Below are 7,244 nucleotides of genomic sequence, written 5' to 3'. Positions count from 1 at the left end.
CATCGCATTGGCCCACGCCAGCTCATCGATACCCAACGCCCAGCCCACGTAGATGGGTTGTTCGGAGTCGTTGACCATATAGGTGCTGATGCCGTCGACATCGGCTGGAGTGAGGCCGGCGTCGGCGATGGCGTCCCGACACGCGGAAACCGCCATTGCCCGGGTGGTGCGGCCGGAGTTGCGGCTGTAGGTCGTGCGTCCGATTCCGACGACGGCACAGGTCATGTCGTTTCTCCGATCGACTTCGGCCCCGGATCGCGCGGCAATCCCAGGATACGTTCGGCGATAAGGTTTCTGACGATTTCCGACGTACCGCCGGCGATCGTCAGACACCGGCTGAACAAGTAGTCGTGAACGACGTCGGGTTCTGAACCGACGAGGATGGCAGGGCCTGCGATACGCAACCCCAACTCCGCCACCCGCTGGGCGTGCTCAGCCCCGAAGAGCTTGGCGATGTTGCCCTCGATGCCAGGCCCGGCGTCAAACACCGCGCGCGCTGCCTGTCGCAGGTTCAGAGCCGCCAGCGTGTACGCCTCGATGAGCAGTTGACCGACCTCGCGTGCCAGGCCGGCGTCCTGTGGACGCCGGCGCTGCAGCAGGTCGATCAGCGTGTCGGCGGTCATGGTCACCGAGCCGCCGCCAATGGAGACCCGCTCGTTGCCGAATGCCGCCATCGCCACACCCCACCCGCCGTTCACCGCGCCGACGACGTCGTGGTCGGGCACGAACACGTCGTCGAAGAACACCTCGTTGAACAAGGTCTCGCCGGTGAGCTCGGTAAGCGGGCGGATCTGCACGGCGGGATCGGCGAGGTCGATGATCATTGCCGTGATGCCCTTGTGTTTGGGCACATCCGGGTCGGTGCGCACGGTGGCCAGCCCACGCTGGCAGATGGCAGCGTCACTGCTCCACACCTTCTGACCGCTGACCACCCAGCCGCCCTCGGCGCGCTTGGCCTTGGTGGCGACCGCGGCCGCGTCCGAACCGGCACCGGGTTCGCTAAACAGCTGGCACCACCGGAGCCGGCCCTCGAGGCTGGGCCACAGCAGGCGGTCGATCTGGTCGGGAGTGCCGTGCTGAAGCAGCGTGGGCACGACCCATTCCCCGAGCCCGAGGCTGGGTTTGTCCAGACCCCGCAACGTGTCTTCGATGATCAGCTGTTCGACGCTATCGGCGGCCCGGCCGTACGGCTTCGGCCAGTGCGGTTGCAAATAGCCGCTGCGCGCCCAAAGCTTCTGACGATCATCGGCTGCCGAGGCCTCCAGTTCGGAACGAAACTCCAGCGCTGCCTTTCGGTACTGCTCGGCACCCTCAGGCAAGTCGATCTTTTGGCCGCGTCGCACTCCGCCACGCTGCAACTCGATAACCTTGTCTCGCAACGCCTCCTGATCACCGGCGAAGGCCTGCAACACCGTGGCGCGTCTGATGTAGAGGTGTGCGTCGTGCTCCCAGGTGTACCCGATGCCGCCGTGAACCTGCACGTTTTGCAATGCCACCCGCTGATATGCGGTCAGGGCATGTCCCGCGGCCATCGTGACGGCGAGCTCAGCCTCGGAGCCCGAGGCGCGGGCGGCGTCCCAGGTTGCCGCCACGGCAAGCTCGGTGTCGACGAGCATGTTTGCGCAATGGTGTTTGACCGCCTGAAACGAACCGATGGGCCTGCCGAACTGCTCGCGGGTGGCGGCGTATGCGGTGGCCATCTCAGTGCATGCAGCGAGGCCGCCGACAGCCTCCGCGCCGGCGAGCACCCGCGTGATCCGTTCTGCGACAACGGCAGCACCGACGAACACGTCGGCAACGGGTGCATCGGACAGCGCAAGGGCGGTGACGGAACGCACCAGCTGGTCCACGGAGTCGACCCGCGTCGCAGAAACGGCGTCGCCCGCCGCCACTAACACCAGGTCCTCTCCCACTGGAATCAGGAAAAGGTCGGCGCTGCGTTCACCCAACGTTGCGATGGGGGCGCCGCTCACAGTCGAATCTCTCAGCTGCGCATTGCTTTCCGTGCCGACGCCTGCAACCACGTCACCCGAGACAAGCGTAGGGAGCCACCGCTGCCGCTGCTCGTCGGTGCCGGCCTCGGCGACCACCGCGGATACCACCACGGTAGGCAGGAACGGTCCGCCGATCGCGGCGCGGCCGAGCTGCTCGACGACGATCGTCAATTCAGGCAGTCCGTAACCTTGGCCGCCGAACCGCTCGTCGATGTGCAGGCCGAGCCAGCCGGTGGAGACGATCTCCTTCCAGAGCGCGTCGTGCTCCCACCACCGGCCGGATTCGTCGGCCCCGAGCAGGATGCGTCGTGCGTTTACCACGCCGCCACGGCCAGTCACCATCGACTTGGCGACGTCGGCCAACTCTCGGTGGTCGTCAGTTATAGCCAAGGACATGAGACAGCCTCCCTGATAGGGGTGGATTGAATCACCAAGCAGTACAGAATTTCTCGCGGCAAGTAACCTCGAGGGCGGGCCGGCGTCGCGGCGATGATCAATTCGCCAGGCCGGCATACGCGTCGCGGATGCATTCGGTGTAGAACTCCATGTCGGGCATCATGTCCCGGTCGGCCACGATCGAGATCGTGAAGTCATCGCAATACGATGTCGCGAGGTGGATGAGCCCCATCCCGTCCTGAATCGGCCCAATCCCATGGCAGGACAGCACCTTGCACCCCAGGAAGTACAACGGCACGCGCGGCCCGGGAACGTTCGTGACGGTGCAGTTGCCTGCCGTGGTGATCTTGGCCTTGGTGGCCAGTTCTGCCGCAGCCCGCAACCCAGTGCCGAGCAACTGGCCTGGGACCACTTCGGACAGTGCAGACAGCTGGCCCGCACTGACTCCTACCCGGACGGTCTTGATGTCCTTGGTGGCGGCCGAGATTGCGCCGAGCCGGTCGACATCGTCGGCGATGTCCGTGCACAGGCTGACCCGGGTGCCGTCGATCTGGTTACCGCCGGCACCCACGTCTGAGTTGGCGCGCGTCGAGATCGGAACGGCCGCTGCCAACGACTTGTCGGGCAACTCGTCGTGCTTGAGCAGATATCGGCGCAGTGCGCCGCCGACAACGGCCAGCGCCACGTCGTTGATCGTCGAACCCGGGACACGCGCACGTGCGGTCTTGAGTGTCGCGAGCGGCACCGTGACGGCGTCGGCCACTCGGTGGGCACTGATCCGTCCGGAGAATCGGCTGAAGGGCACCGAGACCGACTTCGAGTCGTCGGACGGAGTCAACATACCAATTCCTGCGCGCGCCAATGCAGGAACGGCACGTCCTAGCAAATTCGCCGCGGCGAGCGGCCGCTGCGGAAGACTCGCGACGCTGCGCAGGAGCAGATTCCACCGCGACGGCAATGGCCGGGGCGACCACGGCGCGAGCGACGCCGCCGACTCGGAGACGTCGGGATCGACGGTGGTCAGCACGTTGACCAACTGCACGCCCTCCTGGCCGTCGATTGCGGTGTGGTGGATCTTGATGAACAACGCGAAGGAGTCGGTGGGCACGCCGGGAATCGTGTCGAGTCGGTCGATGACGTACATCTCCCATGGCGGACGGGTCAGATCCAACGGGCGTGACGCCAGCCGCGCGATCTGGTCGCACAGCTGCTTCCACCCGCCCGGCTTCGGCAGGCCGATCTGCCGGACGTGGTACTCCAAGTCGAAATCCGGGTCATCGACCCAGTACGGATTGTCCAGCCCCAGAGGGGAAGTCACGAGACGCTGGCGTAGTATCGGCGCCTGCGCCAGCCGTTGGGCCACGCCGTCGTAGATCTCCTCGAACGTCACGGGATCGCCCGACTTGCGGTGCGGCTCACAGATGAGGATGGGACCCATGTGGTTTGGCGTGCGCGCCGAATCGAGCATCAGCATGAGCATGTCGGTGGCACTCAGCTGCCGCATGATCGCACCTCCTCACGGATCTCTCGTCGGGAGTACACCTCGGCGAGGAACTGCCCGACTGCCACCGCGGCGTGCGAGGCGCGCGCCGAGCCCAAGATGTCGAAGGCGTGTTGGGCCATGGGCAGTTCGGCATACACCACAGGCTCCAGGCTGGCCTCGCCAAGCCGCGTGACGAAGCTCCGCGCTTGCTCGACAGGGATGAACGAGTCGTTTCGGCCGTGCAGAACGAAGAAGGGCGGAGCCTTCGGACCGACGTGGGTGATCGGTGACGCGGCGGCGAAAACGTCGAACGCTTCGCGACGTCGCCGTTTGATGACCAAGCGTTCGATGAACGGCACCATGATCGGGTGCAGCGCACGGTCCGTGCGGGTGAAGTCGTACACGCCATAGAACGGGACCGCCGCTTGCACGGAGGTGTCGGCATGCTCGAAGCCGGGCTGAAAGCCAGAGTCGTTGGCGGTGAGGGCAGCCAACGCGGAGAGGTGGCCGCCTGCCGACCCTCCCGTGACGGTGACGAAGTCCGGATCTCCACCGTACTCGGCGATGTTCTGCTTCACCCACGCGATCGCCCGTTTGACGTCGACGATCTGATCGGGCCATGTGTGACGCGGACTGAGTCGGTAGTTGATCGCCACACAGATCCAACCGAGTTCGGTGAGATGGCTCATCAACGGATGTGCTTGCCCGCGCTTATTGCCACTCGTCCATGCACCACCGGGAATCTGCACGAGTACCGGCGCTTGGCCGGCGCGGTCGAGGTCGGGGCGGCGCCAGATGTCGAGGTAGTTCGCCGCGCCGTGTGTCCCATAAGCGATGTCGGCGTCGTGCGCATAGTCGCGGTAGACCCGCATCATGCGCACCAGACCGGGCTGCTTTGCCAGCCCGTCGCTCGACACCGGCCGCTGCCAGAGGCCCGCGGAGTCGGTCCGACGTCGGGCCCCCAGCCCCTGATCCAGGGCTGCAGTCAGCGTCACGTCAGCCCGCCTCCCCACCCGGTTCAGCCCGAGCAATCCCAGACACGAGGCGCCCCAGAGAAGTCCGACGTACCGACGCGCGCTGGGCGGTGTGGTGCGGGCCAGTAGCGCCGCCGCACCCGTCTGGCCGACGAGATTCTGCAGTGGCAACTCCGTCGTGGTGACACCAGAAACGAATGCGAGGACCGAACGGAAGCCGGTGGTGGCCAGCGGCCGATACCCGTTGAGCGTGGCCATCGCCCCGAGCGCGGCCGCCGCGATCGCTACCCAGGGGCGACGAAGGAACCGGAGATTCCTACGGAGGCGGCCGAGTAGCATGATGAACATTTAACTATACATTTAACTATTTTGGAAATTCACTAAGGGCCATTTTCGCCGTCAATGGCCAGCCGCATCGTGGCGATCGAACTCATCTAACATTAGTGTCACTTCTGTAGGAGGTGACGTGACGTCCGAGCGGCTGGTTGTCTGCGCAAGCCACAGCCCTGGCAAGGAACGCGACACTGAGCACGCGTTCGGGCACCGGTTCCGTACGGCGCTCGCGGCCGCGGCCGAACGCGTGCGGCGGTTCGATCCCGACGTCGTCGTCGTCTTCGGCGGCGACCATCGCCGGGCGTTCCGCCACGTGGTACCCGCCTTCGGCGTGGCGCTATCCGCGTCGATCCTCGCCGAAGGCGGCCATCCGCCCGGTGACCTCGACGTCCCGTCAGCGTTGGCACGCGGACTATGCGAACACCTGCTGTCGGCCGGATTCGACGTCGCGGCGTGCCGCGAGATCGAGTTGGACCACGCGTTCGCCCAGCCCGTTCGCGACCTCGTCGGCGAATTGGCGGACAAGCCGGTCATCCCGGTGCCCGTCAACTGCGCGACCGCTCCCCTGCCCGTCGGGCGCCGGGTAGCGGAATTTGGTGCAGAGGTCGGACGGTTCCTCGATGGGCTCCACGAGCGGGTGCTTGTGATCGGGACCGGAGGGCTGTCGCATTCGCCACCGAGTCTGGAGGTCGACACCTACGATCTCAGCGATGAGGATCGGGCGCGGATCATCTCCGAGGGGATGGCAGACGCGCGCAACAAGATTCGGCCGGATTGGGACACTGACGTGTTGAACGCGATGTCGACCTGGAACGTCGCGGAGTTGATTCGGCTGGTCGATGGCGCTCACGCTCGCGCCGGCGCGGGCGCCAACGAGGTCAGGACCTGGCTTGCCGCCGGCGCCGCGGGCGGCGGTCGGGCTGTCACGCCGCTAGCCTACGAACCGGTGCCCGAATGGATCACTGGGATGGCGGTTGCCACGTCGGCGTGACCGAACGGGTAGCCGCAGGCCTGGGCCGCGGCGCAGGCGTCCGCGAGAACAGTGGCGCGGGAACCGGCTGACAGACGCCATCGATTTCGACGAACACGTTGCGCGCCCGCAACTGTGGATCATCCATCGCCTCGGTGATCGTCAGCACGGGGGTGACACATGCGTCGCTCTGCGCGAACACCTGCGCCCAGTGATCACGGGGGTGCCGGCAGAACTTCTCCGACAGTGCAGCCCGCATCACCGGCCAGCCGGCGCGCTCGCGCTGCGGACCCAGCGTGGCCGGATCGATCCCCAGCAGCCGAAGCAGCTCGGCAAAGAACTCCGGCTCGAGCGCACCCACCGCAACATAGCCGCCGTCCGCACATTCGTACGTGCAGTAGAACGGCGCCGATCCGTCGAAGATGTTGGCGCCCCGCTTATCTGACCAGCGGCCGTCAGCGTGCATCGACCAGAGTACGTGTCCCAGCGCCGGGGCGCCGTTGACGATTGCGGCATCGATCACCTGGCCACGACCCGAGGTGCTTCGTTCGACCAACGCGGCAAGCACACCGACGACCGCGAACATCGAGCCACCACCATAGTCGCCGACGAGGTTCAGCGGTGGTGCCGGCGGACGGTCGGGAGCGCCCATCGCGTGCAGCAGCCCAGTGAGCCCGATGTAGTTGATGTCATGCCCAGCTTGGTGAGCACGAGGGCCCGTCTGCCCCCACCCAGTGATGCGCGTGTAGACCAATCCTGGGTTGCGACCGCAACATTCGTCGGGACCGAGGCCGAGTCGCTCAGTGACACCTGGGCGGAAGCCCTCGAGGAGGACGTCAGCGCCGTCGATCAATCCACGCACCAGCTCAAGATCACCTGCGTCCTTGAGGTCGGCCGAGATGATCCGGCGACCGCGTAGCTGTGCGCCACCCGCCCGGCTTGCGGGCCGCTGGACCCGCACCACGTCGGCACCGAGATCGCCAAGCATCATCGCCGCATGCGGACCCGGACCCATTCCCGCAAGTTCGACGACCTTCACTCCGGCCAACGGGCCCAAGGATGCCGGCGGGGAGCCCTCGTTCACGTCGTTAGCC

General features: G+C 66.1%; 5 protein-coding genes and 1 pseudogene. 1 reads left to right on the top strand and 5 read right to left on the bottom strand.

Features of this window, described 5'->3' with window-relative positions:
* From QOH60_RS01865 to QOH60_RS01850, 4 genes and pseudogenes are all read right to left on the bottom strand, one after another.
* Positions 1 to 225: pseudogene (locus QOH60_RS01865) on the bottom strand (thiolase C-terminal domain-containing protein); the annotation flags it as partial.
* Positions 222 to 2,390: an acyl-CoA dehydrogenase family protein gene (locus QOH60_RS01860; RefSeq protein ID WP_526416496.1), complete on the bottom strand. Its 2,169-nt coding sequence runs from the start codon at positions 2,388 to 2,390 to the stop codon at positions 222 to 224. The pseudogene QOH60_RS01865 and the gene QOH60_RS01860, both read right to left, overlap by 4 nt.
* Positions 2,391 to 2,487: 97 nt before the next feature.
* The gene (locus QOH60_RS01855) at positions 2,488 to 3,894 is read right to left on the bottom strand and encodes a WS/DGAT/MGAT family O-acyltransferase (RefSeq protein WP_526416494.1); all 1,407 of its coding nucleotides are present in this window, start codon (positions 3,892 to 3,894) and stop codon (positions 2,488 to 2,490) included.
* Entirely contained in the window at positions 3,882 to 5,186 is a 1,305-nt protein-coding gene (locus QOH60_RS01850; protein WP_526416501.1) for an alpha/beta hydrolase, read from the bottom strand. Before QOH60_RS01850 ends, QOH60_RS01855 begins: the two co-directional genes overlap by 13 nt.
* A gap of 127 nt (positions 5,187 to 5,313) precedes the next feature.
* On the opposite strand from QOH60_RS01850, the gene QOH60_RS01845 reads away from it, so the two are divergent.
* Positions 5,314 to 6,171, top strand: a complete 858-nt coding sequence (locus QOH60_RS01845; RefSeq protein ID WP_526416492.1) for a 3-carboxyethylcatechol 2,3-dioxygenase — start codon at positions 5,314 to 5,316, stop codon at positions 6,169 to 6,171.
* On the opposite strand, the gene QOH60_RS01840 is transcribed toward QOH60_RS01845, so the two are convergent.
* Positions 6,140 to 7,234 carry a CaiB/BaiF CoA transferase family protein gene (locus QOH60_RS01840; RefSeq protein ID WP_526416490.1) on the bottom strand — a complete coding sequence of 365 codons (1,095 nt, stop codon included), beginning with the start codon at positions 7,232 to 7,234 and terminating at the stop codon, positions 6,140 to 6,142. The genes QOH60_RS01845 and QOH60_RS01840 overlap by 32 nt on opposite strands.
* Between the last annotated feature and the right edge of the window lie 10 nt (positions 7,235 to 7,244).

It is taken from the genome of Mycobacterium sp., assembly GCF_032159765.1.
Taxonomy (GTDB): domain Bacteria; phylum Actinomycetota; class Actinomycetes; order Mycobacteriales; family Mycobacteriaceae; genus Mycobacterium.
Note: the sequence above shows the minus strand (reverse complement) of the source record. Positions and strands in the feature narration are given on the sequence as shown.